Genomic DNA, 21,904 nt, shown 5'->3' on the forward strand with positions numbered 1-21,904 from the left:
CAACTCATTCTGCTTAATCATTGAGCCGCCAGTAAACTCAACCGGCGGCTATTCATTACCAACTTCCAGTGTTTTTAAATTCCTCAACTGCTGCTTTTAATTGCGCTTCAATGTCAGCGTCATAAGCACCAGTTTCATTGATTTTATGCAGAAGACTTGCATGAGAGGATTGCATGTAGCCCTGCAGCGCCGCTTCAAATGCTCTCACTTCAGCCACTGGCACATCATCGAGATACCCTTTCTCAATAGTAAACAGCGACAGACCCATCTCTGCGACAGACATGGGAGAGTATTGCTTCTGCTTCATTAACTCGGTAATTCGCTGACCACGCTCCAATTGTTTGCGTGTTGCGTCATCCAAATCAGATGCGAATTGCGAAAAGGCTTCCAGTTCACGGAATTGCGCGAGTGCCAGACGGGTACCGCCACCGAGTTTTTTCATAATCTTGGTTTGAGCAGCACCACCAACCCGCGAAACGGAAAGACCCGAGTTAATGGCGGGGCGAACACCGGAGTTAAAGAGATCAACATCAAGGAAAATCTGACCGTCGGTAATCGAGATTACGTTGGTAGGCACAAATGCGGACACGTCCCCGGCCTGCGTTTCGATAATGGGTAATGCAGTCAGGGATCCTGTCTTGCCTTTCACTCGGCCATTGGTTAATTTCTCAACCTCATTGGCATTAATGCGTGCCGCCCGCTCAAGCAAACGGGAGTGGAGATAGAAAATGTCGCCGGGGTACGCTTCACGACCGGGTGGACGGCGTAACAACAGGGAAATTTGGCGATAAGCCCAGGCCTGTTTGGTTAAGTCATCATAAACGATGAGGGCATCTTCACCGTTTTCCATGAAGTATTCACCCATGGCGCAGCCGGTGTAAGGTGCAATAAACTGCAGGGCAGCTGAATCAGACGCACCAGCAACCACAACAATGGTATGTTCCAATGCGCCGTGCTCTTCCAATTTACGGACGATGGCGGCAACAGAAGACGCTTTTTGACCAATTGCGACATAGATACATTTAATGCCAGTACCCTTTTGATTGATGATGGCATCAATCGCAATGGCGGTTTTACCGGTTTGGCGGTCACCGATGATCAATTCGCGCTGGCCACGACCAACGGGAATCATTGCATCGATCGCTTTAAGCCCGGTTTGCACGGGTTGATCCACGGACTGACGGGAAATAACGCCTGGAGCCACTTTTTCAATCGGTGACATCTTTTCAGCATCGATTGGACCTTTACCGTCAAGAGGATTACCTAAAGCATCCACAACACGGCCAAGCAAACCTCGACCGACAGGCACTTCCAGAATACGACCGGTACATTTGCCCTTTTGACCTTCTGACAAACCGGCGTAATCACCAAGAATTACGGCACCAACCGAGTCACGCTCAAGGTTAAGAGCCAGGCCATAGCGTTCGCCCGGAAACTCAATCATTTCACCCTGCATTACATCGGCCAGTCCGTGCATGCGAACAATACCATCTTTCAGGTTGACAATCGTTCCTTCGTTTCTGGCTTCAGAAACAACGTTAAACTGGTCTATTTTCTTTCTGATTAAGTCGCTGATTTCAGCGGGGTTTAATGCGACATGTTCTGACATGAATACTATCCTCTCTATTACGCGGCCAAACCTGCACCGAGTTTATTTAATTTTCCACGGACTGAACCATCAATAACCAAATCACCGGCCTTTATGATCGCACCGCCCAGTAAGGATTTATCAATGGCTACCTTGAGTGTCACCTGGCGTTGCAGGCGCTTGCTTAAGGCATCGATGAGTTCTTTTTCCTGTGTGTTGGAAAGGGTGGAATAGCTCGTGACACTGATGGTTAATGTCTTTTCCTGCTCTGAGCGCATGGCTTCAAACAAGACGTAGATATCAGGTAAAATCTGTAAACGCTTGTTTTCAGCAAGCGTACGGATAAAATTATCCAGGGCTGGGATTTCCCCGGTGTCTGCCATTTTTTTCAGAGGGTCAGCCATCAGGGTTATCTGCTGCTCAATCGTGGCAGCAGGGTTACCAATAAAACTAATTACGTGGTCATTTAAGGCAATTTGCGAGGCGGCGAAGAGAATCGTTGACCACTCAGTCAATTTCCCTTGATGCAATGCATGCTCAAAAATTGCTTTTGCGTAAGGTCTGGCAATGGTAATCGTCTCGGACATATCAAATCTCTTCTATCAGTTTATCCAGCAATTTACTGTTTGCCTGCTCGTCGATTTCCTTCATCAGAATTTTTTCGGCACCTGCAATCGCCAGCTGAGCGACTTGTTTTCTCAATCCTTCTTTCGCATGATTCACTTCCTGCAGAAGTTGATCGTGCGCCAGCTTGGCTTGTTTTTGCGCTTCCAGTTTGGCCGATTCTTTGGCTTCTTCAATCATTTGATTGGCACGACGATTGGCCTTTTCAATGATCTCGTTTGCCTGCGCCTTGGCGTGCTTTAATTCATCGCGGACACGATGTTGAGCCAATTCCAATTCCTTACGACCGCGTTCAGCGGCAGAAAGCCCATCAGCAATTTTGTCCTGACGCTCTTCTAACGCCTTGGCTAATGGCGGCCATACGAACTTCATGGTGAACCAGACAAATGCTGCAAACACGAGCATTTGAATAATCAGTGTTAAATTAATATCCAATGTAGTCTCCTTGTAACAATTCAGGGCGCACAGCGCCCCACTTTGGTGTTATCAAGAACCGAGGTTGCTTAAGAAAGGGTTAGCAAAGGTGAAAAACAGAGCAATACCGACACCAATCATGGTCACAGCATCAAGCAGACCGGCGACAATGAACATTTTAACCTGCAGCATGGGCACCATTTCAGGTTGACGTGCGGAACCTTCCAAAAATTTGCCGCCCAACAGACCGAATCCAATAGCGGTTCCAAGAGCACCGAGCCCGATCAACAGTGCGACGGCGATTACAGTCATACCTTGAACTTGTGCGATTAAATTTGCAGCTTGCATATAAATCCCCTTAATGGACAATGTTTAAATTAAAATCAATAAAAATGCAGGTTAATGTTCTTCATGAGCCAGACTCAGGTACACAATGGTCAGAACCATGAAAATAAACGCTTGCAGGGTAATCACTAAAATGTGAAAAATGGACCAGGCCAGAGCCAAAAGGAATTGCGCCACACTCAGAGTGGCTGTACCGGCAAACGACGTGCTTGTGGCATTTAAAGTCAACAGGGCAATCAGAATAAAGATAAGTTCGCCCGCATAGAGGTTACCAAACAAACGCAGTGCCAGAGAAATTGGCTTGGCAATAAGACCAACCAATTCCAGCAACAGATTAAACGGAATAAAACCGGGGTGATTAAACGGCTGCAGGGTCAGCTCTTTAGTGAAGCCTTTTATCCCTTTAATTTTGATGCTATAGAACAAAATGAGCAAAAAGACAGTCAACGAAAGGCTGAATGTCAGGTTTAAGTCATTGGTGGGCACCACTTTCAGGTAATGAATCCCCATTGATTTAGCAACGATTGGTAATACGTCGACGGGAACTATGTCCATGAAGTTCATTAAAAAGACCCAGGCGAAAATCGTTAACGCCAGAGGACCTATCAGTTTGTTACGGCCATGAAAACAGTCTTTAACCTGACTGTCGGCAAACTCAAGTAACATTTCTGCAAAATTCTGCAGCTTGCCCGGAACGCCTGTTGTCACACGACGTGCACCCATGTAAAACAAGAGCAGGACAAAGGAGCCCAGAATAATGGAAAAGAAAAGGGTATCAAGGTTTAGAGTCCAGAAGCCACCATGCGTACCAAATTCCATTGATTTCAGGTCGTAAGTCAGGTATGTCAAATGATGTTTAATATAGTCTGTGCTTGATACCATTTCAGTCACTTTTTGGCCTATTTTGTTTATTTGCTAAAAACAGTGGCGTGAACCAGAAATTCAATACCACCACAATGTACGTTAAAAAAAATGCCAGCGGCTTTACTTTGTAAAAAGTAAATACCAGGATAAACAGCCCAATGGATATCAGGATTTTTAAGGCCTCACCAGCATAAAAACGGTTAATAATTTTTTTTGCTGCCCTGGCTCCCTGATGCTTGAACAATGTCCTGGCAAAAAAAAACGATGGCAACACAGCGACCAAGCCCCCCAACAGAGCGGATATCGCTTCGTGTTGACCATAAAACAGGACCAGGACAAGTGCCATAACCGCTGTGCTTAAAAGTTGTGTAATAAGTAAGGACCTTACAACGCTTGTTGCCTGCTGGTTTTTCACTGTTCACCTGTTCATCTTCGCGGCGAATTATAAAGTAATCAATTTTGAGAAGCAATGTCAGTTGGTTAAATTTCGACTTGCAGGCGGCGCAAATGGCAAATAATGACCACATTGACTATATTTTTATATGAAATGGGATGTTTGTTAATCGTCCCTCGTTTATCAAGGTAATAAGGAATTGATTATGTCTGAAAAACAGCAGCGTACTTCCGTCAGTATGCGTGAACGCATGTTAAACCGATATGGTGATGGAATCCACCATAAACACGATAAAAACCACCACACTTACCGACAGCACTGTCGATCCCACCCCCCCACAAAGACGTTAAATGGCAAAGAAGAGACCAGCGTGAATTCGTCGACAGGCCTCTTAAGAGAATTTAAAGCAAGAAAAATTCGTAAACGACTGGATAAAGGTCGCTTCCATTGATAGAGTAAAGGTTAACCTCCAGGTTAGCCACTTCCTGGTACGGGGCAGTACAATGTGGCCTGTTTTCAACCCAGGCCACAGTATTAATGCTTACCTGGCTTCGGGGTTTCACTCAAATTATAGTAATTCAGTAGTTTCACCACGCGAATGACCCCTCGGGTCTGACGTGAAATGGCAATAACCCGTTCAGCCTGTTCAGGAATGACATCCCCCATAAGATATACGATGCCATCGACGGTGATGATTTTAAATTCTTTGGGATTAATTTCAGCGTCAGCCAAGATCTGGGTGCGGATCAGGGTGGTAATCCAGGAATCGTGCAGCGCATTGTTTTTCTCTTTTGTTACTGCAACCTGATTAAAGAATTCACGATAACCGCCAAGTTTTTGCAACCGACTGGCCGCCAAATCCCGTAAACCCTCCGTAGGAACATGCCCCGCCAGCAACAAGTCGTTGTTAAATACAGCCAAATCCAGGTAGCAACCCGGCTGCTTGAAGACCTTGTCGTCGAACAGTTCATGATGGGCAACGGCGGCAAGATTGTAATCATCCAGTTTTTTATACACATTGTGGCGGTCATACACCAGGGATGCACCTGTCCACAGGTTGCTTACACAGCCCAGTAATTGCGTCAATGCCAGACCAATCAGAATGAAACATCCCTGTTTTTTCATATTAATTAATGTATTGGAATACTTTAACCACTTTAGCGACACCATTAATCTGGCGGGCTACATCCACCGCGAGGTTGCCTTGCTCCTGCGTGACAATACCCATGAGATAGACAACGGAATTTTCAGTGACGACACGAATTGAACCGGATTCCAACCCCTTTTTGGTTAACATTTTGCTTCGTACCTGGCCAGTAATCCAGGTGTCTTTGGTCCGTTGCGTCATGGATAAGGGGTGCTCGATGGTGACTTCATCATACACACGGCGGACATTGGGTGTCTTCTGGGCGATTTTTTCTGCCATCACCCGCAAGGAAGCCGTGGGTGTTTGTCCAACAAGCAGAACAACGCGGTTAAAACTGCTCACCAGAATGCGTGAGTCACGAAATTTCGGATCAGTGACTATGGCCGTATGGACCAGATGGAAAATCCGGGCATCACTTTCCAGCGTGACCACGCTGCGTTTGTCATAAACCACCATTCCCGCTGCCGCGCCGGCAACCACCGCGGCCACACAACCGGTTAATAACGCACTAACAATTAAAAACAAAACCGTTCGCAACTTCATACTTACCCCAACATTTGGCCAAATAATGATTGATCAATTAAATCGCAAAAACAATGCAGTATAAATAAATGGGTTTCTCTGATGCGGGCCTCCGTATCGGCGATGACACGCAATTCAATGTCTTCGGGGCCTAAATGGTTGGCTAAAACACCACCGTCCCGGCCACTCAGCGCAATGGTATCCATGCCGCGGTCGTTTGCTGCATTGACCGCATGAAGGATACTGTCGGTATTGCCGGAAGTCGATAAGACCATCAATACATCGCCTTCCTGACCCAAGGCCTGTATCTGACGGGCAAACACATGATCGTAATGGCTATCGCCGGCAATAGAGGTCATGGAAGCGACATCCGCGGTTAAGGCAATCACTGGCAGGGGTGGGCGTTCAACATCAAAATGATTAAGCATCGCCGCGGCAAAATGCAGGCAGTTAGCGGCAGAACCGCCATTGCCGCATAAGAGAATTTTGCCGTCATTTAACAGACAATTGACTAAACGAAGCCCTGCTTTGGCGATGGGAGCAAACAACACATCGGCTGCCGCGATCTTTGCCTCAATACTCATTCCGAACAATTGCCTGACCCGATCTTCCATTGGTGTTGACATGATAGATGACCTCATTCAATTTAATAATCCAATCCAAACGCGTCTTTAATCCACTCAAGTTGACATGGTGTGCCTTGCAGGCAAACCACATCAAAGCGTAATGGATGCTGATTTTGTCGATTTTGCGTCAACTGGTAATGCAGAGCGGTTTGGATAAGCCGCTTTTGCTTACTTGCGGTAATGCTGGCCAATGCCCCGCCAAAAGCGTTTGATTTGCGAGCCCTGACTTCCACGAACACCAAATAGCTCTCATCGCGCATAATAAGATCTATTTCACCAAAGCGGCAACGGTAATTACTGAGTAACAGCGTCAGGCCCTGCTCCTTAAGGTAGTTGCAAGCCAATAACTCCGCCTTATCCCCAATTCCTTTTGACATGAACGACTCGCAAGAAGGGTTCGCCCGATAAACCCCAATATCAGATGGTTTGGCTGGTGAGTTCGGCCACGCCGCCCTTGAATTTACCCCAGGCCAATACCCTGGCCACCTGCTGAGCGCGGTTTAAATATAAAACACCGCTCTTGTCATCAATGCCCAACGCAGGGAAAAGGATTAATTGGTTTAACTGGGTCGCCAGGGCGTAACTGTCCATGCCCAGGGCATAAAGTCGGTTATAACTGTTTAACTGCTCAGGCCAGTTTTTATTCGCCAGCTGGTGGTTAAAAACCCAAGGCATATCACAGAAAATGATGCCATCCAGATCCCGATCGCGCATGGTATTGGTACTGCCGCCATAAACAGAGGAGGTGGCATAGACAGGCACATCGCCAGCAAAATAATATTTCAGCAGTGGCATGATTTGCCGCGCTTTGGAAGGATAGGCGAGCAGGAAAATCATATCAAAATCCTGGCGTCGCTTCGGCAACTGCTGCCCCTCAGGCTCAGCACCAGGTCTGAATTGTTTTTGCCGCGCCTGATGCTCGGACACGTGCAGAAAATCACGCACCGCTGCCGTGAGGTTGGTGTGATCATCAAAAGCCAGACGTTCGACGATGACACCGCCGCTTGCACGCCATTGATCAGTAAATGCCGCGACAATGTCATCACCCCAGACGCCTGCTGGCGCAATCACCAGTGCGCGCTTTAAACCCTGCTTACTGGCTTTGGCGGCCACCTGACGTGCTTCGTTGGTGGGAGATAAACCAAAGCGATAGGCATTATTGCTTGAGCCAACATCGATATCATTCAAAAACAGGGTAGGTACCGGATGATTCAGTTTGGCCACTTTGGCCACATCCGCTTTGGCCAGAGGACCAACAATGTAATCGGCGCCGTCATCAACAGCTTGTTGATAGAGTACCGTAACATCCTGGGCGGCGGTATCATACAGTCTGACACTCACCTCCCTGTCCGGATCATTGCTGGTATAAGCGGCCATGAATCCGTCACGTATGGCGCCGCCCGGGCCGGCTAGCGGCCCGGTGACTGGCAACAACAAAGCCATGTTATGCGGTTTCCGGTGCAAATAGGGTTTAACCGCATCCAGGGGAGTGGGTAATAAATGGCGTGCAGGATGCCCTGGGAAATGATCCTGCCACGTTTCGACCTGCGTCAGGATCGATTGCTTTGTCTGCTGCTGTCTTGGGATCAGGGCAAGTGTCATCCAGCCCTGCAATTCAGAACCGTCCTCCGCCTCAACAGCCAGGGTGTTGAGCTCTGCTGTTGGCAAACGGGTCAGGGTCAGCCAGAGAATGCGGCGATTGTTGGTGCGGGAAGCCTCATCGGGAAGCAAATGCTCCAGTTTTATTCGCTCGGGGACAGCATAGGATGAGTTCCCTATCGACTCGTAGGCGGTGGCCAGAATTTCGTGGTATTGCGCTTGATAGAAAGCCGGCAGACTGGCACTATTACGCACCGATGACAACCTGGTGATCGCCCCGCGCGGTTGATCACGCAACATATCGGCTTTGGCTAAAAGAATATTTTTTTCACTGGCCTGCACCGGGGATAAATTGTCCGTTTCAGACAGGATAGACAACGCCTGCCGCCATTGGCCATCATAAATGGCACGACCGGCGGCCATGATCAGCATGTTTTGCCGCTCATCTCCCCCCTGGTTTTTTGCCATGGCCAGGTAAGCCGTTGAAGGCATGGTGTAGGGTGTGGGTTGTTGCCGGGTGGATTGAGGACGATTTTCTGCAACTTTTGTACAGCCAGCCAGTATAATGGCTGAAATCATCATCAGCATGAGTTTTTTAATGAGTGAATTCGCTACCATGAAGAAAGGGTCCAAAACGCAGGAACGCAATAGGATAAACTATGGATAAAAGTTCAGCAAGCTCTAAAGGCTGCCTTTATATCGTTGCCACCCCAATCGGCAACCTCGATGACATCAGCCTTCGAGCCATCAATACCCTGAAACAAGTGGACACGGTATTGGCTGAGGATACCCGCCACTCCGGAAAACTGCTTCATGCACTGGGGATTGATAAACCGCTAATATCGCATCACGCCCATAACGAAGGCCGCCACAGTGAAAACCTGATTGCCGCCCTGCTTAACGGCAAATCGTTTGCGCTTATCAGTGATGCGGGGACGCCTTTAATCAGTGATCCGGGCTTTGAACTGGTTCGTCAGGCTCGTGCGCATGGCATTGAGGTGGTTCCCATCCCCGGTCCATGCGCGGTCATTACCGCCCTGTCTGCAGCCGGCGTTCCCTGTGACACGTTTACTTTCCTGGGCTTTCTGCCGGCTAAACAGCAGGCTAGGCGCGAACAACTCAAAACCATTAGCCGCAGCCTGCACACCACCGTTATTTATGAATCCACTCATCGTATTCATGATTGCATTGACGACATTGAGGAGGTATTCGGCCCTGATTATGCCTTTGTACTGGCTAAAGAATTAACGAAGGCGTTTGAGCAATTCATTCATGCTCATGCGCCGGCCATAAGGCAGTGGCTTATGGAAGATAACGCGCGAAGCAAAGGCGAATTTGTGTTAATTTTTCCAGCACAAGCGAGAAAAGACGAAACAGGCAGAGAGGATGAACTACTGCAGATTTTGTTGAACGAGCTGCCGTTGAAGCAAGCGGTTAAGCTGGCGGCTGAACTGAGCGGCTCGCCTAAAAATGAATTGTACAAATTGGCTCTGAAGCTGCAAAAATCTCCTTAGATAACCCCGAATTCAACTATAGTTAAAAGAGGGGAGTATGCTTCGTCGGGTGGGTTATGTCGTTGGGCAAAAGACTCAGTTTTCTTACCGGGTACCTGTTGCTTTTACTGCCGTTGGCCGGTTTCTTCTTGGGCGGAATTTATAATTTTCTCGCCTTTTTTGTTCTATTTACCAGTGTCCCGGTGATTGATTACTGGGTGAGGGATTCCAGCAATACCCCGGCGCTTGAGGAAGAAGCAATCGCCCGTGATCCTTATTTTTCAGCCATTGTTTATGCCTATGTCCCTGTGCAATGCCTGTTATTGCTGTTTTCTGTGTATGTGATCAGTCATGTGCCCTTAAGATGGTATGAATGGCTGGGTTATACCTTGTCCATCGGCCTCATTACCGGTGGATTGGGTATTACGCTGGCGCATGAGTTAATGCATAAAAAAGGGCGCTTACAGCAATTTCTCAGTCAATGCCTGCTGGTCATGGTGTGTTATGGGCACTTTATGATTGAACACGTTCGTGGCCACCATGTGCGCGTCGCCACCCCGGATGATCCGGCCTCAGCTCCTCTGGGAATGAGCGTTTATCGTTTTATTCCCCGCTCCATCATGGGTTCGTTTCAATCGGCCTGGCATCTTGAAAAACAGCGCCTTAATAGGAAAGGGTATTCCTTCCACAGCTTCCACAATCAATTCCTCTGGATTATCGGAGCCCCCTTGATAATAGCTATAGCCCTTTATGGTTATGGCGGTCTGTCCGCGCTGGGTTTTTTCCTGCTTCAATCCCTGGTTGCCATTTTTTTACTGGAAACGGTTAACTACATCGAACATTACGGTCTTCAACGTAAACGATTACCTAATGGCCGTTATGAACCGGTTTCAAACCAGCATTCCTGGAATGCCAATCACTGGTTGAGTAACGTCATTTTGTTTCATCTCCAGCGCCACTCCGATCACCATGCGCAAGGCGCAAAACCCTATCAGGTTTTGCGCCATTGCGAGGAAAGTCCTCAACTGCCGTCCGGTTACCTTGGCATGATCATGTTGTCCCTGGTGCCTCCGCTTTGGTTTGCGGTGATGGACAAACGGGCCCTGCGTTATCGTCAAGACGCGTAATTCCTCTTTTCAATTGGCCAAGACAGCGATATAAATAAATTTTGATCATGTTATTAAGGACTTGTATGCCGAAAGGTTATCTTTTATTCACCCTGTCTTTTCTTGCTTCGGGTCTATTGATGGCAACTCCGTTGGGACAGGTCACTGTTGCGGATCCGGTTCTTGGCAGCCGGCAATTGGTTTATGAACAAATCAATGACTACGCCGTCGTTGAAGGCGATATTCTGATTGGCAAAACGACGGATTTAAAACGGCCTGGTGCGGTCATCCGGCCCAAGGTCGGCGGCAGCCGCTGGACTCATGGCATTGTCCCCTTTGAAATCGCCGAAGAGCTACCGTTTAAAAATAAGCTCGCTGTCATGCAAGCCATTGCCCACTGGCAAGAGCATACCGCACTTGAATTCGTTGAACTGACCTCAAAAAATCGTGCACAGTACTCTGATTTTATCGCGTTTATCCCGGCTGAAGGCACCACCTGCTCCTCGTATGTCGGCAAACAGGGGGGACGTCAGGAAATTAATCTGGCGCCGCGTTGTACAACCATGAATACAGTGCATGAAATCGGCCATGCCTTAGGCCTGTGGCATGAACAATCGCGCGCCGACCGGGCAAATTATATTCACATCGTCTGGGAAAACATTGAGGACGATCATCGGTATAACTTCGATCAGCATTTGACAGACGGCAAAGACATCGGCGAGTATGACTACCAGTCTATCATGCATTACGGCCCTTATGCGTTTTCCAAAAATGGTCAAAAGACCATTATTCCCTTGGTGGAGGGGGTCGAAATTGGTCAAAGGAGTCATTTAAGTGAAAAAGACATTGCAGCAATTCAAGCCATGTACCCGGAAATCTAGCCGTTTGTTATTACTCACCGCATTGGTAGCAGGGATTAACCCTGCCCAGGCGGCAATCAATTGCAGTCATCTTGACGGCATCTGGCAAGGCACATTAACTGATTTTTCCGCGGTTAAATTAACCATTGCACCTAAAACCGCGCAAAGCAAACTGGGTTTTATCCAGTTTGTAGACAGTCGCTTGCAGAACCGAAGCTATGATGTCAACGAAGCCACCTGCCAAGTGCTCTCCGATAAATCAGTCTCCGTCACCTTTTACCGTAACCGCGGCGGTGCCGAGGTCAATCTTAAGGTGTATCTGGCTGGCAACAGTGACGGCAAGCTCCTGCGAGTACCGCTTTTTTCCGTAAGGGAAAATCGTAAATACGAAAAAGTCAGCGGCACTTTAAGCAAAGGTTAACTGGCATAAAAGCCCAAGAGAGCATGAGTGTCGGAATTGTGTGGGTGATTTTCATCCACCGGATTTTCCACGTCAATGACAACAAGCGAATTTTCGCCGTCCATCGGCGTCATCTCAAACACCTCCGGTTCCTGAGAGGCATTCTTTTTCTTGCAATAGGCATTCCATAACTCGTAGGCGGCATACACAGCAATCAATACGACGGCGGCCTGCCAACAGACTGCAAACGTTGCAAGAATCAATGTTGGCATCACTGTGTTTTTAATCATCGTAAAGATAAATTCATTCCTTGCTGCCTGATACTCTTCCAACACGCGTTTCAGATCGTCAGCAGGGACATTCTCGATATGCGCTTGTTGTAACCGCAGGCTTTTTTCCTTGTAATTGTTGTAGGCGCCATCGGATAAATACATGGCCACGGCCACCATGCACACCGCATAGGAAACAACAATCAAGGCCGGGGATGCAAACAGCATGGAGGCTGAAAATCCCGCACCCAGCATCAGCGCCGCCGCGGCGTTAAACAAAAAGGTGGAATTTTTAGCCTGCCAACTGATTTCAAGGTTTTTAAGCTGCCGGGTGAGCAGGTCATAACGCTCCAAATCCTTCATGTGCAAGCAATGCTGTTGCTCGGCCGTATACTGCGCCTTTTTGGTGTTGTACTCTTCCTCTGCCAAATGGCGGCGCCAGAGAATCAGTGCAAAATCAAAGAGCATGAATCCTGCCGTTATCCACCCTGCTGCAGCGGCAGAGATATGAAAAACCTGAGCATAGTTAGTCACGCCATTAACGACTGCCCACACGACATCATTTAAAAACACGGGATGGCGTTTGTAGATTTCGAGATAAAAACGCTCCTTAAACGGCAGCGACTTTTCTTCCTTGGACGAACCCGCCATGTGTTTGATGGTTACCAGACTATTGAGAAACAGGCGAGCCAAAAAGAATCCCACGCTTAACCCTCTGAATATCGAATTGGGCGCCTCAAGGGTATCAACCACCGCATCCACATCAATGTTTTTACCAATCGCATTTTCAAGCAGTTCGAGAATCTTGACGTCACGCAGCAAGCGCAGGGAATTGGTGAAAGTCAAGCGGCAAAACACCCAGTAAATACGGATAATATTATAAAATCCAACTTTATCCCGCAGCTTGGACAGCTGGGTAGGGGTTTTGAACAGCTCGACGACGTCATTGCCAATCTCTTTACCCACACGGGTAAAAAAGGCATCCTCTTTCTTACTGTTTTTGACAACCCTTGCTCCGTTGAAGCTGGCTTTAATTTTATCCGCAATGGCTCTGTATTCCTGAGCCTTGGATTTTTGACCATAATGCGTATGGTACGTTTCAAGCATCAGGGCACAGTAATAACAATACAGCCAAAAATCCCGTCGATTTTTCTTTTTTGCTTTCAAGCTGGCAAAAAGCTGTTCGAATTCCTGCTGCAGAAGGAGGTGATTTCTGGCAATGAAGGGATAGTCCGATTTGTTGGCCTGTTTTTCAGCAAAAGCAAGAAGATCTTTTCCTTTTTTTCCCTTAGCAGCCGCCTTATCAAAAAATGTATTTTTATTCTGGTAGAATGCATCGTACTGTAAGGCGTAAACCATCTTATTGCCCCTCTTCTTAAGTTGATATTAACGTGTGGTTTCAAGTTCCCAAAGAAATCATTATGTATTTATTTTTTTCATGTTGCAAGCTCGCGACCAATTGTGTTTATAAATAAGCATTTATTGCTTTTCTTTTAGCAATCCTGTTTACCATAATGTCGATAACAGGCTGGCATCATAGTTCAATAAGGGACGCTGCGCTTTAACACGCTCGACCAGATCGGGATTGGCAATGAACGGTCGCCCGATAGCAATTAAATCAAAATCCCCCTTATCAATACCCGCTGCGGCACGCGCCAGCGCGTAACTGCCGGAGGCAATGACGGTGCCATGATAAACCTGACGAATAAACCCAGTCATGGTTTGATTGCCAAGCTCACTGAATTGAACGCTGTCATCAAAATTACCTGTGTGCACATAGGCCGGCTGGATTTCATTGAGTTGTTGCAATAAATACTGAAATACTTCCGCATCGCGGGAATCACCGGTGATTTCATTCAAATAGGCACCGGGCGACAAGCGCAAGCCCACCCGTTTTGCACCAATGGCGGCAATGCAGGCACTGACCACCTCCAGCGCAAAGCGTGCTTTATCGCGGAAAGTACGCCCGTACTCATCCTCCCGAAAATTGGTATGGTAGTGGAGAAACTGGTCAATCAAATAGCCATTGGCACCATGAATTTCAATGCCGTCAAAACCGGCTTCCATGGCATTTTGTGCGGCTATGGCATAACTTGCGATTAACGATTGAATCTCCGCAAGCGAGGCTTCCCGTGAAGTCCCATAATGCAACTCCTTCGTGCGCGCAACTTTCCCGGTCATCGTCGTGGCTGAGGCTGAAAGCGGTAATTGGCCATTCAAGAAGGAGGGATGAGATACCCTGCCTACGTGCCAAATCTGCATAAAAATTTTCCCCTGACGGGCATGCACAGCTTCAGTTACTGCCTGCCAGCCTTTGATGTGAGCCGCCGTATAAATACCCGGAACATGGCTGTAGCCGCGACCATCTGGCCGGATAATGGTTCCTTCCGTAATGATTAATCCCGCGTCAGCCCGCCTGGCATAATAATCCGCCATGGCCGGAGTAGGACTTAGATCATCATTCGCCATATTGCGCGTCATCGGCGCCATGACGAGGCGGTTTTTTAACTGAATATCGTCATTCAGCCGATAGGGTTGTAGCAACGTTTGCAATGACATACAGCCTCCATTAATCGGTTAATTTAAATATTGCAAATTCCCGATATATTAATCCAAATTTTTTTACAGTACGGTTTTTAACACCGCCAGAAATTCGTCAATGAGTGTTTGGTTTAACTTGCAATAAGTCCACTGGCCACGGCGTTCCATGCTGATAAGACCGGCCTGTTGCAATTGCGACAGATACTGCGAAACCGTCGATTGCGACAAACCCGATTTTTTTTCAATCAGGCCAACACAAACGCCATCGGCAATAACATCACAATGCGATGAACTGAAATGTTTTCCCGGTTCCTTAAGCCACCCAAGAATTTTTAAGCGCTTCTCATTCGCCAGGGCTTTAAGTACTAAATTAATGTTCATACCCTGATTATATCGGAATATTACGATATGTCAATAAAGCACACCGATTGGATTAGATGAAATAATTTAGTGTATATTGTTTATTTTTTATAATCGTGAATAACCAGGAGGGTTCATGTTCAGTAAATTACAGTCCAGACGAATTCAGTTATCACCGCAACAACAGGACGGCGATTGCGGTTATCAGGTAATAACCCTTGGTCTTTTTTACCTGGCCCTGCGCGCTGCATCCTCATCCTCTTTAAAGGAACAACTCAACAACAGCGAAGCGCTTGCTGGTTTGCTTTCCTGCGTCATTCCGCCGGTACCTCGCTGCCTGCCACAGGACAAATCCTCAGGCAATGCACAAACTCTGCTTCATCATCTACGGGCCGTCTCCTCAACAAGCATGTGGAATAGCCCTGGTTTTGATGAAATTCTGTCATCCTTTACTGTGGCATTAAAACTGAGAGCTTCTCAGTCAACCTGGCTAGCTGACCAGGTGAAGCAAAAAATCAAAAGCGGCCTCTGGTTCGAAGATTATTGCTATTGGGAAAATTACCACCGCTTTAAATCAATCAAAGAAAAAGTGATAAGACAAATGGACGAGCTATACGCCAGATTAAGCAAAAAGGACGCCTGCGATTTTGAAAAAATACAGGAAGTCATGTTTAAGGCTCGAGTTGGAGTATGTAATCAATTAAGCGATGAGGAATTGCTTGAACCCGTAAACGAAGTTATCCGTAAATATTATCAGGATGTGTCTAAAAAAACCTGGCTGGATTGTGAGTTTTTAAAAGCGCTGACTGCAGACTTACTGGGTAGCACTGACCCTTTATTTGGCGGGGACGTGATGATTACCGGTTGCGCTACCGACAGCAATCATTGGTCCATTGAATTGCCTGAGGATGAGGCTAGCGAAACACTCATCGGCCTTTATCAACAGGGTTACCAGAAGACCCTTTCCATTCAGAACATTTATACTAACAGCAGCAACTGCTTTTTTAAGACGCCATTAAAAAACCAGGAAAATAATCAAACCGCTAATCCTCAATTTACTTCATGAATGATCCGGTGTGTTACCCTTTTCCATTGGGGTGTCGGATTTTATTGATGTTGTTGCAAAAAAGCCTGTCATGCCTGTGGCTTTATACGAAGCCTGCTCCTGTATTACCCTAATTTCCTCTTTCAGACCCGCAATTTTATTTTGAGTCAGGCTGATGGAACTACTGAGAGCGACAAGTCTGGTGTAATTCGGCATTAAGCTCTCTTGTTCTGCTAAAAAGGGCAACAACGCCGCAGTAATGGTTGGTTCATCGGGGGGATCTGTCTCAAAAAACCCAAGGGCCGTGACCGCTTCATTGGCGGATTTTATGTGTGACTGAACAGTCTGTAATGCTTCTGTGAACTCAGCAAGTTTATTTTGACGGAGACTGAGCAAATCCTTTAAGGTCTCCTTTTTGTCATTCAGCGTGGTCTCTGCTTTGTTCTTAACGATAAAGCGATCAATGACTCGTAAATCTTTCATATGTCCTTTATTCGCGGCATTGAGGAGCGTGCCTGTCGCCTCATCATCCGGCAAATCAAGATACCAATGACAATCTGACGTGCCCTTACTGGTTATTTCAACCCCTTTTCCATCAAACAGCAGCGTAGTGGATGAGAATAGCGTCTGACAGAGAAATTCAAGGAACTCTCGACCAACCCATACTTTCCGCGAGCCAGGGCCATAATGGCCTCTAACAACCTCTTCTGCCATTTTTTCCAACTCGTTGTCTTTCAGTTTTTGGCAGACTTCAATTGTTGCTTTAAAACGAATTTCCCCAGCCTCTTCAAGGTCAACGGCTCGGTTTCCTGCGATTTCGCTCATGCGATCAAAGATACGATTTTCCAGCTTTTTAAAGGATGGCAGTTTATTCCAATCGCTATGATCGAAACTCCAGGCTCCCTCCTGAATAACGTTTTTAAAGTAGTCCCTGCCCCAGAGACTGTACATCAGTGTGTGACGCACGGCATTACTGAAATCACTCAATAACTCCGTATAACTAATCCTGTCCCAGTCTGCAGACGCCATGGAATCGAGTATTTGCCGCAATATCACCACATTTTCACTCGATGAGGAGGTATTACTTTTCATGGTCTCAAGCAGATCCGATAAGGCCTGGCTATTATTCAGTGTTTTTTCCAGGCTGTCTTCATTCTGAGACGCCAGGGCAAGGTAGAGTATCCCGGTAAAAAAGGCATAGTAGCCACAATCGCCAGCATTAAAGGGCGGTTCCAGTTTAATCCGTCTAACCTCGGATTGGGTTTCTGATTTTTGCTGCATGGTGAATGTTTTAAATTACAACATATGTGTAATTAATATACACCACGAATATTAATGGAAGCTTATTTGCCTATACAGAAGCTTGAGAAAATTTTTCCCAGCAAATCATCCGTCGTGAACTCGCCGGTAATTTCATTTAAGGATTGATGAGCCAGGCGCAGATCGTCTGCCAGTAATTCACCGGCCTTTGCTTGCTGCAATTGCAATTGGCCATTGAGCAATAATTCTTCTGCCTGTTTAAGCGCTGCCAAATGACGCCGCCTGGCAATAAACTGCCCCTCCGTGGGCTGGTACCCAACCACGTCTTTGATTTTTGTTTTCAATAAATCAATTCCAATCCCTGATTTGGCTGATAAATAAATGTCATTGTCCTGCTGAGAGGGTTGACGATTGGCTTTATCAATTTTATTGAATACCTTGATGACAGGCACATTCGGAGGCAGTTGTTGTTGAATAGCCTGACTGAGTTCCAAGACCTGATGCGTATCCTCAATATCGATCACCATCAGCACACAATCAGCCCGGCTGACTTCCTGCCAGGCGCGCTTAATGCCTTCCTTCTCAACGACATCCTCACTTTCCCTCAAACCGGCTGTGTCAATAAGGTGCATGGGCAGATCATCAAGGAGAATGTGTTCGCGCATGACATCCCGGGTAGTTCCGGCAATGTCGGTAACGATAGCGACTTCCCGACCGGCCAGCGCATTGATTAAAGTCGATTTACCGGCATTGGGCTTTCCAGCAATAACGACGCCCAAGCCTTCACGAAGCAGAGTGCCCTGGGCCGCCATGGCGCCAATGGCCTGTACATCCGTCAATAAATCGGAGAGCATGCCCGCAATTTTACCGTCAGCAAGAAAATCAATTTCTTCCTCCGGGAAATCAATGGCGGCTTCTACGTACATGCGAAGGTAAATCAGTTTGTCATTCAAGGCATGGATCTTTTTTGAAAAATCACCTTGAAGCGAGCGGACTGCAAGGCGAGCCGCGGTTTCAGAACTGGCATTAATTAAATCGGCAATCGCCTCAGCCTGCGTTAAATCCATTTTATCATTCAGGAATGCCCGCTCGGAAAATTCACCGGGCCGCGCCAGGCGGGCGCCTAATTCCACACACCGTTTCACCAGCAGGTCTAAAACCACCGGTGAGCCGTGGGCATGAAGTTCAACCACGTCTTCGCCGGTGAATGAATGCGGTGCCTTAAAGAAAAGGGCAAGACCGCTGTCAATGGCTTCGCTTAAAGGATTAAAGAAAGAAGTATACGTTGCCAGCCGGGGCTTTAACTGCTTTTTATGAGTTAAATGCAGGGCAATGGCATACGATGCAGGACCAGAGAGGCGGATAATGCCTACTCCGCCGCGACCGGGCGGAGTAGCGATGGCAACGATGGTTTCTTCCTGCATGGCTATTTGGCGGTTGCAAGCTTTTTGGGGTTGGGCTTGTCATCGCTGTATTTACGGGTGATATGCCACTGTTGCAGGATAGACAGGGTGTTATTCACAATCCAGTAAAGAACCAGACCAGCCGGGAAATTCCAGAATAATACCGTGAACAATACCGGTAAAAACATCATGATCTTGGCCTGCATCGGATCAGGTGGGGCAGGATTCAATCGTTGTTGAATCAGCATGGTTCCCCCCATGATAATGGGAAGAATGTGATAGGGATCCGCTGCAGCCAGATCATTGATCCACAGAATAAAGGGAGCCTGTCTTAATTCGACACTTTCCAATAATACCCAGTAAAGCGCAATGAAGACAGGGATCTGCACCAGGATAGGTAAACACCCGCCCAGGGGGTTTACTTTTTCCTGACGATAAAGCTCCATTGTGGCTTGACTCATTTTGGCTTTGTCGTCGCCATAACGCTCACGCAAAGCTTGAAGTTTAGGCTGTAACTGCCGCATTCCTGCCATTGAACGGTAACTGCTGGCGGATAACCGATAGAACGCCAGTTTTATCAACAAGGTAACCAGAACAATAGACCATCCCCAGTTACCCACCACGCCGTGGATGGCTTTCATTACCGCAAACAGGGCAGAAGACAGGAACCATAACCAGCCATAGTCGACGGTCAAATCCAGGCCAGGAGCAATGGTCTGCAACACATGCGTAATTTCAGGACCGACATACAATTTTGCGCCAACGGTTTTACTCTCACCTGGTTTCACAGTAATGGGTGAACTGACCACACCAATGGTGTAATTATTGTCTGCTGAACGAGTGTAAATGACATTTTTGCTTGAAGCATCAGGGACCCAGGCGCTTAGAAAGTAATGTTGCTGCATGGCAACCCAACCACCTGTACTGTCTGTGTTCAGATTGGATTTAGCCATGTCCTTGAATGGCACTTTCTGGTAATTATGTTGACCGGGCACCGAATAGGAAGCCCCCACATAAGAACCGACATGAAATATGCTGGATTGATCTTCTCTGGGAGAATCGCGCAGTAATTGCGCATTCAGGTATCCCTGCCAATCGTCGCTGCCCTCATTGGCAATTTGATAATTGACCTGGATAAGGTAGCTGCCGCGGGTGAATTCAAAGGTCTTTTTCACCTCAAGGCCACTGGCACTCTTGCCTTGCAATACGACAGTGAGAGTCTTTTGATTGTTATCCAGCTGATAGGTTTTCTCCTGACTGCTGAAATTCAGATCAACCGGCATCACACCCTTGGTTGAACTGACAAGCAGGTTGCTGTTGGCGACATAACGCTCATCCGGATTATTATTCAGTAAGGTGATGGGCTTGTCTTTTTCTTCAACACTGACGGGGTAATCCAGCAGGCGGGCATTAACAATATCACCATGCTCCGTATCAATCAGGACGTCCAGGACGTCTGTTTTTACGCTGACATCACTGGCATCCGTTTTTTTGTCGAATGAATCCGGCGTGATGGTTTTTTGATTCTGGCTTTGATTCTCAGAGGATGACCCAGTCGCCACATCGGGAAGCAGCTGATTTTCTTTGGACAGTTCTTTGGTTTGCGGCTGTACTGCCGGAATCGCAGGGTAATCCTGATGCCAACTCGTCCACAACGAGTAGACAATCAGAGCCAGTGCAGCATATAAAATAACTCGTCTTGTATCCATTAATGTTTCTCTTCGTTAGGTAATACCGGATCGTAGCCGCCATCACACCAGGGATGACACCGCATAAGACGGCAACAGGCTAATTTCATGCCTTTAAGTACGCCGAAGCGGCGGATAGCCGTCAGGGCGTATTGTGAACAACTTGGATAAAATCGGCAGCTTGGCTTCATAACAGGGCGGATGAATAACTGATACACAATAATCGGTAACGCAACTAATTGCCGTACAATGCGATTAATTTGTTCCATGTTAAACCTAGCTTGGTTGCAATGACTTTATTTTCTACTTTGGCCACCCCATGTCTGGCGAGAAAGATAATATCTACTGCTGGCAATGGATGGGTGCGGAAACTTTCACGGAGTAAACGCTTCAGGCGATTTCTCTGATGCGCTTTGGGCACCATTTTTTTTGACAAAGCTAACCCCAGACGAGCATACCCCAGACTATTTGCTTTATGTAATATCACAAATTCTGAGGTTACTGTTTTATGAGGTTGATTAAATACAACATCGAAGTCTGTTTTTTTTAACAGTCGACGTTTCTTGTCAAAACAATACACTTAGGCAGATAAACGTTTACGTCCTTTGGCTCTGCGTCGCTTTAAAACCAGACGACCACCACGGGTTGCCATACGTTGACGAAAACCATGATCGCGTTTGCGTTTTAGATTACTGGGTTGAAAGGTGCGTTTCATGATGAACCTGTTTAAAAATTAAATTTTGAGGGTGGGAATGATAGAAAACTTTACATCTTCTGTCAAACCATCTGTGACAAAGGTGAGAAAGAAACCTGTTATTCATGCCGCCAATTAACATAAAAAAATAAGATCTTAAAATTTTGTTTTTTTTATTAGCAAGCCAATTTCTGTTGATAATAATTAATAAGATTTAAAAATCAATGAGTTACATGATTTATTACATTGTTGATAATACGGCTGTTAGCGCTTGAATATCTTCTTGATAGCTTCAGGGTTTGTCTTTTTTGGCTATTTATACTCCTTTTATCCACGTCGTTTTTATAAGGTTATCCTCCACTTGTTCCTTGCTTTTTGAAGTGTACGAGAGAATTGTCGGTGCACAGAAGTTGTTTATAACGTTACTTGAGTTAATGAATATTTCCATAATCCTGTGGATAACTCTGTTCTTTTGTGTTTTGGAGGGTATAATGATTTCTCATGTGTCTATGACATTCCTTCATTCATTGCGGTGAATTATCCTTTATTGCTTAAGCGGCAGGCATTTACTCGCCTGGACTTGCTCGTTGTAAATGATAGTGGCACTATTTAAATCCGGGTTGCCTTTCTTCAGTGCGACCTTGTAGGTAAGGGGAGTTTTT

26 protein-coding genes are annotated in these 21,904 nt (G+C 46.7%); 6 read left to right on the forward strand and 20 right to left on the reverse strand.

The features are described from left to right. Positions 1 to 55: 55 nt before the first annotated feature. The 6 genes from atpA to GH742_RS14610 are packed head-to-tail and all read right to left on the reverse strand — an operon-like array spanning position 56 to position 4,181. Positions 56 to 1,609, reverse strand: a complete 1,554-nt coding sequence (atpA, locus tag GH742_RS14585) for a F0F1 ATP synthase subunit alpha (RefSeq protein WP_203455570.1) — start codon at positions 1,607 to 1,609, stop codon at positions 56 to 58. Between the two features lie 17 nt (positions 1,610 to 1,626). Then, positions 1,627 to 2,175, reverse strand: a complete 549-nt coding sequence (locus tag GH742_RS14590) for a F0F1 ATP synthase subunit delta (RefSeq protein ID WP_203455571.1) — start codon at positions 2,173 to 2,175, stop codon at positions 1,627 to 1,629. Between the two features lies 1 nt (position 2,176). Continuing rightward, a complete protein-coding gene (locus GH742_RS14595; RefSeq protein ID WP_108291002.1) occupies positions 2,177 to 2,647 on the reverse strand; it encodes a F0F1 ATP synthase subunit B in 471 nt (156 codons plus the stop codon). Between the two features lie 51 nt (positions 2,648 to 2,698). Then, entirely contained in the window at positions 2,699 to 2,974 is a 276-nt protein-coding gene (gene atpE, locus GH742_RS14600) for a F0F1 ATP synthase subunit C (RefSeq protein WP_028385819.1), read from the reverse strand. 51 nt (positions 2,975 to 3,025) lie between these two features. Continuing rightward, a complete protein-coding gene (gene atpB, locus GH742_RS14605) occupies positions 3,026 to 3,853 on the reverse strand; it encodes a F0F1 ATP synthase subunit A (RefSeq protein ID WP_203455572.1) in 828 nt (275 codons plus the stop codon). A 1-nt stretch (position 3,854) separates the two neighbouring features. Next, the gene (locus GH742_RS14610; RefSeq protein WP_203455573.1) at positions 3,855 to 4,181 is read right to left on the reverse strand and encodes an ATP synthase subunit I; all 327 of its coding nucleotides are present in this window, start codon (positions 4,179 to 4,181) and stop codon (positions 3,855 to 3,857) included. Positions 4,182 to 4,434: 253 nt separating this feature from the next. On the opposite strand from GH742_RS14610, the gene GH742_RS14615 reads away from it, so the two are divergent. Further along, positions 4,435 to 4,680 (forward strand): hypothetical protein, encoded by a 246-nt coding sequence (locus GH742_RS14615; RefSeq protein WP_203455574.1) that lies wholly within the window; start codon positions 4,435 to 4,437, stop codon positions 4,678 to 4,680. Positions 4,681 to 4,763: 83 nt separating this feature from the next. On the opposite strand, the gene GH742_RS14620 is transcribed toward GH742_RS14615, so the two are convergent. From GH742_RS14620 to GH742_RS14640, 5 genes are read right to left on the reverse strand one after another with little or no spacing between them, the layout of a single operon-like run. Continuing rightward, positions 4,764 to 5,354 (reverse strand): BON domain-containing protein, encoded by a 591-nt coding sequence (locus tag GH742_RS14620; protein WP_203455575.1) that lies wholly within the window; start codon positions 5,352 to 5,354, stop codon positions 4,764 to 4,766. A gap of 1 nt (position 5,355) precedes the next feature. After that, positions 5,356 to 5,919 carry a BON domain-containing protein gene (locus GH742_RS14625; protein ID WP_203455576.1) on the reverse strand — a complete coding sequence of 188 codons (564 nt, stop codon included), beginning with the start codon at positions 5,917 to 5,919 and terminating at the stop codon, positions 5,356 to 5,358. 2 nt (positions 5,920 to 5,921) lie between these two features. Continuing rightward, positions 5,922 to 6,524, reverse strand: coding sequence for an SIS domain-containing protein (locus GH742_RS14630; RefSeq protein ID WP_203455577.1), 603 nt, complete (start codon positions 6,522 to 6,524; stop codon positions 5,922 to 5,924). A gap of 20 nt (positions 6,525 to 6,544) precedes the next feature. Continuing rightward, entirely contained in the window at positions 6,545 to 6,901 is a 357-nt protein-coding gene (locus GH742_RS14635; protein WP_203455578.1) for a YraN family protein, read from the reverse strand. A 40-nt stretch (positions 6,902 to 6,941) separates the two neighbouring features. Beyond that, on the reverse strand, positions 6,942 to 8,741 hold the full coding sequence (locus GH742_RS14640) for a penicillin-binding protein activator (protein WP_203455579.1): 1,800 nt from the start codon (positions 8,739 to 8,741) through the stop codon (positions 6,942 to 6,944). Positions 8,742 to 8,782: 41 nt separating this feature from the next. Here GH742_RS14640 and rsmI point away from each other — a divergent pair, with 41 nt between their 5' ends. The 4 genes from rsmI to GH742_RS14660 all read left to right on the forward strand — a co-directional run bounded on the left by rsmI (position 8,783) and on the right by GH742_RS14660 (position 12,003). Continuing rightward, positions 8,783 to 9,637 (forward strand): 16S rRNA (cytidine(1402)-2'-O)-methyltransferase, encoded by an 855-nt coding sequence (rsmI, locus tag GH742_RS14645; protein ID WP_203455580.1) that lies wholly within the window; start codon positions 8,783 to 8,785, stop codon positions 9,635 to 9,637. Between the two features lie 56 nt (positions 9,638 to 9,693). Then, positions 9,694 to 10,743, forward strand: coding sequence for an alkane 1-monooxygenase (locus GH742_RS14650; RefSeq protein ID WP_203455581.1), 1,050 nt, complete (start codon positions 9,694 to 9,696; stop codon positions 10,741 to 10,743). A gap of 65 nt (positions 10,744 to 10,808) precedes the next feature. Continuing rightward, positions 10,809 to 11,603, forward strand: a complete 795-nt coding sequence (legP, locus tag GH742_RS14655; RefSeq protein ID WP_203455582.1) for a Dot/Icm T4SS effector Zinc-dependent metalloprotease LegP — start codon at positions 10,809 to 10,811, stop codon at positions 11,601 to 11,603. Then, positions 11,557 to 12,003, forward strand: coding sequence for a hypothetical protein (locus tag GH742_RS14660; protein WP_203455583.1), 447 nt, complete (start codon positions 11,557 to 11,559; stop codon positions 12,001 to 12,003). The genes legP and GH742_RS14660 overlap by 47 nt, the downstream gene beginning before the upstream one ends. Here the strand turns inward: GH742_RS14660 and GH742_RS14665 are convergent. From GH742_RS14665 to GH742_RS14675, 3 genes are all read right to left on the reverse strand, one after another. Next, complete coding sequence (locus GH742_RS14665; protein ID WP_203455584.1) at positions 12,000 to 13,610, reverse strand: hypothetical protein; 1,611 nt, start codon at positions 13,608 to 13,610, stop codon at positions 12,000 to 12,002. The two genes, GH742_RS14660 and GH742_RS14665, sit on opposite strands and share 4 nt — an antisense overlap. Positions 13,611 to 13,757: 147 nt before the next feature. Then, positions 13,758 to 14,810 carry an alkene reductase gene (locus GH742_RS14670; protein ID WP_203455585.1) on the reverse strand — a complete coding sequence of 351 codons (1,053 nt, stop codon included), beginning with the start codon at positions 14,808 to 14,810 and terminating at the stop codon, positions 13,758 to 13,760. Between the two features lie 63 nt (positions 14,811 to 14,873). Further along, a complete protein-coding gene (locus tag GH742_RS14675) occupies positions 14,874 to 15,173 on the reverse strand; it encodes a helix-turn-helix transcriptional regulator (protein WP_203455586.1) in 300 nt (99 codons plus the stop codon). A gap of 115 nt (positions 15,174 to 15,288) precedes the next feature. Between GH742_RS14675 and GH742_RS14680 the strand changes: the two genes are divergently transcribed. Then, on the forward strand, positions 15,289 to 16,218 hold the full coding sequence (locus tag GH742_RS14680) for a hypothetical protein (protein ID WP_203455587.1): 930 nt from the start codon (positions 15,289 to 15,291) through the stop codon (positions 16,216 to 16,218). On the opposite strand, the gene GH742_RS14685 is transcribed toward GH742_RS14680, so the two are convergent. The 6 genes from GH742_RS14685 to rpmH form a co-directional block, all read right to left on the reverse strand. Continuing rightward, entirely contained in the window at positions 16,213 to 17,478 is a 1,266-nt protein-coding gene (locus GH742_RS14685) for a hypothetical protein (RefSeq protein WP_203455588.1), read from the reverse strand. The genes GH742_RS14680 and GH742_RS14685 overlap by 6 nt on opposite strands. Before the next feature lie 62 nt (positions 17,479 to 17,540). Beyond that, complete coding sequence (gene mnmE, locus GH742_RS14690) at positions 17,541 to 18,881, reverse strand: tRNA uridine-5-carboxymethylaminomethyl(34) synthesis GTPase MnmE (RefSeq protein ID WP_203455589.1); 1,341 nt, start codon at positions 18,879 to 18,881, stop codon at positions 17,541 to 17,543. A gap of 2 nt (positions 18,882 to 18,883) precedes the next feature. After that, on the reverse strand, positions 18,884 to 20,569 hold the full coding sequence (gene yidC, locus GH742_RS14695) for a membrane protein insertase YidC (protein ID WP_203455590.1): 1,686 nt from the start codon (positions 20,567 to 20,569) through the stop codon (positions 18,884 to 18,886). Further along, entirely contained in the window at positions 20,569 to 20,817 is a 249-nt protein-coding gene (gene yidD / locus GH742_RS14700) for a membrane protein insertion efficiency factor YidD (protein WP_203455591.1), read from the reverse strand. Before yidD ends, yidC begins: the two co-directional genes overlap by 1 nt. Beyond that, complete coding sequence (rnpA, locus tag GH742_RS14705) at positions 20,784 to 21,128, reverse strand: ribonuclease P protein component (protein WP_203455592.1); 345 nt, start codon at positions 21,126 to 21,128, stop codon at positions 20,784 to 20,786. The genes yidD and rnpA overlap by 34 nt, the downstream gene beginning before the upstream one ends. After that, the gene (rpmH, locus tag GH742_RS14710; RefSeq protein WP_019215662.1) at positions 21,129 to 21,263 is read right to left on the reverse strand and encodes a 50S ribosomal protein L34; all 135 of its coding nucleotides are present in this window, start codon (positions 21,261 to 21,263) and stop codon (positions 21,129 to 21,131) included. It lies immediately after the preceding gene. Between the last annotated feature and the right edge of the window lie 641 nt (positions 21,264 to 21,904).

This window comes from Legionella sp. MW5194 (assembly GCF_016864235.1).
Classification (GTDB): Bacteria; Pseudomonadota; Gammaproteobacteria; order Legionellales; family Legionellaceae; genus Legionella_C.

Coding starts and splice junctions, on each gene's coding strand:
- GH742_RS14590 (WP_203455571.1), bottom strand. CDS start 2,175: ATGTCCGAGACGATTACCATTGCCAGACCTTACGCAAAAGCAATTTTT.
- yidD (WP_203455591.1), bottom strand. CDS start 20,817: ATGGAACAAATTAATCGCATTGTACGGCAATTAGTTGCGTTACCGATT.
- GH742_RS14665 (WP_203455584.1), bottom strand. CDS start 13,610: ATGGTTTACGCCTTACAGTACGATGCATTCTACCAGAATAAAAATACA.
- GH742_RS14610 (WP_203455573.1), bottom strand. CDS start 4,181: ATGGCACTTGTCCTGGTCCTGTTTTATGGTCAACACGAAGCGATATCC.
- GH742_RS14615 (WP_203455574.1), top strand. CDS start 4,435: ATGTCTGAAAAACAGCAGCGTACTTCCGTCAGTATGCGTGAACGCATG.
- GH742_RS14635 (WP_203455578.1), bottom strand. CDS start 6,901: ATGTCAAAAGGAATTGGGGATAAGGCGGAGTTATTGGCTTGCAACTAC.
- legP (WP_203455582.1), top strand. CDS start 10,809: ATGCCGAAAGGTTATCTTTTATTCACCCTGTCTTTTCTTGCTTCGGGT.
- GH742_RS14650 (WP_203455581.1), top strand. CDS start 9,694: ATGTCGTTGGGCAAAAGACTCAGTTTTCTTACCGGGTACCTGTTGCTT.
- yidC (WP_203455590.1), bottom strand. CDS start 20,569: ATGGATACAAGACGAGTTATTTTATATGCTGCACTGGCTCTGATTGTC.
- GH742_RS14675 (WP_203455586.1), bottom strand. CDS start 15,173: ATGAACATTAATTTAGTACTTAAAGCCCTGGCGAATGAGAAGCGCTTA.
- GH742_RS14670 (WP_203455585.1), bottom strand. CDS start 14,810: ATGTCATTGCAAACGTTGCTACAACCCTATCGGCTGAATGACGATATT.
- GH742_RS14620 (WP_203455575.1), bottom strand. CDS start 5,354: ATGAAAAAACAGGGATGTTTCATTCTGATTGGTCTGGCATTGACGCAA.
- atpE (WP_028385819.1), bottom strand. CDS start 2,974: ATGCAAGCTGCAAATTTAATCGCACAAGTTCAAGGTATGACTGTAATC.
- GH742_RS14680 (WP_203455587.1), top strand. CDS start 15,289: ATGTTCAGTAAATTACAGTCCAGACGAATTCAGTTATCACCGCAACAA.
- GH742_RS14625 (WP_203455576.1), bottom strand. CDS start 5,919: ATGAAGTTGCGAACGGTTTTGTTTTTAATTGTTAGTGCGTTATTAACC.
- GH742_RS14685 (WP_203455588.1), bottom strand. CDS start 17,478: ATGCAGCAAAAATCAGAAACCCAATCCGAGGTTAGACGGATTAAACTG.
- atpB (WP_203455572.1), bottom strand. CDS start 3,853: ATGGTATCAAGCACAGACTATATTAAACATCATTTGACATACCTGACT.
- rsmI (WP_203455580.1), top strand. CDS start 8,783: ATGGATAAAAGTTCAGCAAGCTCTAAAGGCTGCCTTTATATCGTTGCC.
- GH742_RS14640 (WP_203455579.1), bottom strand. CDS start 8,741: ATGGTAGCGAATTCACTCATTAAAAAACTCATGCTGATGATGATTTCA.
- rpmH (WP_019215662.1), bottom strand. CDS start 21,263: ATGAAACGCACCTTTCAACCCAGTAATCTAAAACGCAAACGCGATCAT.
- GH742_RS14630 (WP_203455577.1), bottom strand. CDS start 6,524: ATGTCAACACCAATGGAAGATCGGGTCAGGCAATTGTTCGGAATGAGT.
- mnmE (WP_203455589.1), bottom strand. CDS start 18,881: ATGCAGGAAGAAACCATCGTTGCCATCGCTACTCCGCCCGGTCGCGGC.
- atpA (WP_203455570.1), bottom strand. CDS start 1,609: ATGTCAGAACATGTCGCATTAAACCCCGCTGAAATCAGCGACTTAATC.